Genomic DNA, 450 nt, shown 5'->3' with positions numbered 1-450 from the left:
CGTTTGCGGGCACCGCACTGGTGGCAATCGACCTCGATTACTTCAAGCAGCTTCTTGAAAAGCTCGATGTGGGGCCACGCGGCGTTACGGCCATCGTGCGCACCGACGGCACGCTGCTGGCGAGAAATCCACCGCCCAGCGCGGCTCGGGCACCCGATCTCAACAAATCGTTGACGTTCCCGCGCATGGTGAATCAGGAGTCCGGCTTTTACGTGGCGCCGTCGTCCAGCGACGGTGTGCTGCGGCTCTACACGTTTCAGCGCGTGCCGGGCACACCGTTCATCGCGGTCGTTGCCCCCGCCATGAGCGACGCGCTTGCACCGTGGCAACGGCTGTCGTGGATCGTCGGGTTGTCGTCGCTGTCGGTCAGCCTCGCCTTCTGCGCAGGCGTATGGCTCCTGGCTTTTGCGCTGCGGGGCCGCGTGATGGCGGAAAACCACCTGCGTGAGC

At 64.9% G+C, this 450-nt stretch carries 1 protein-coding gene; it reads left to right on the top strand.

Annotated elements, in window-relative coordinates:
- A partial coding sequence (locus D7Y13_RS42810; protein ID WP_208734632.1) for a PDC sensor domain-containing protein occupies window positions 1-450 on the top strand: 450 nt, incomplete at both ends.

This window comes from Corallococcus praedator, from assembly GCF_003612125.1.
Taxonomy (GTDB): Bacteria; Myxococcota; Myxococcia; order Myxococcales; family Myxococcaceae; genus Corallococcus; species Corallococcus praedator.
This window is presented reverse-complemented; position numbering and strand designations above follow the sequence as displayed.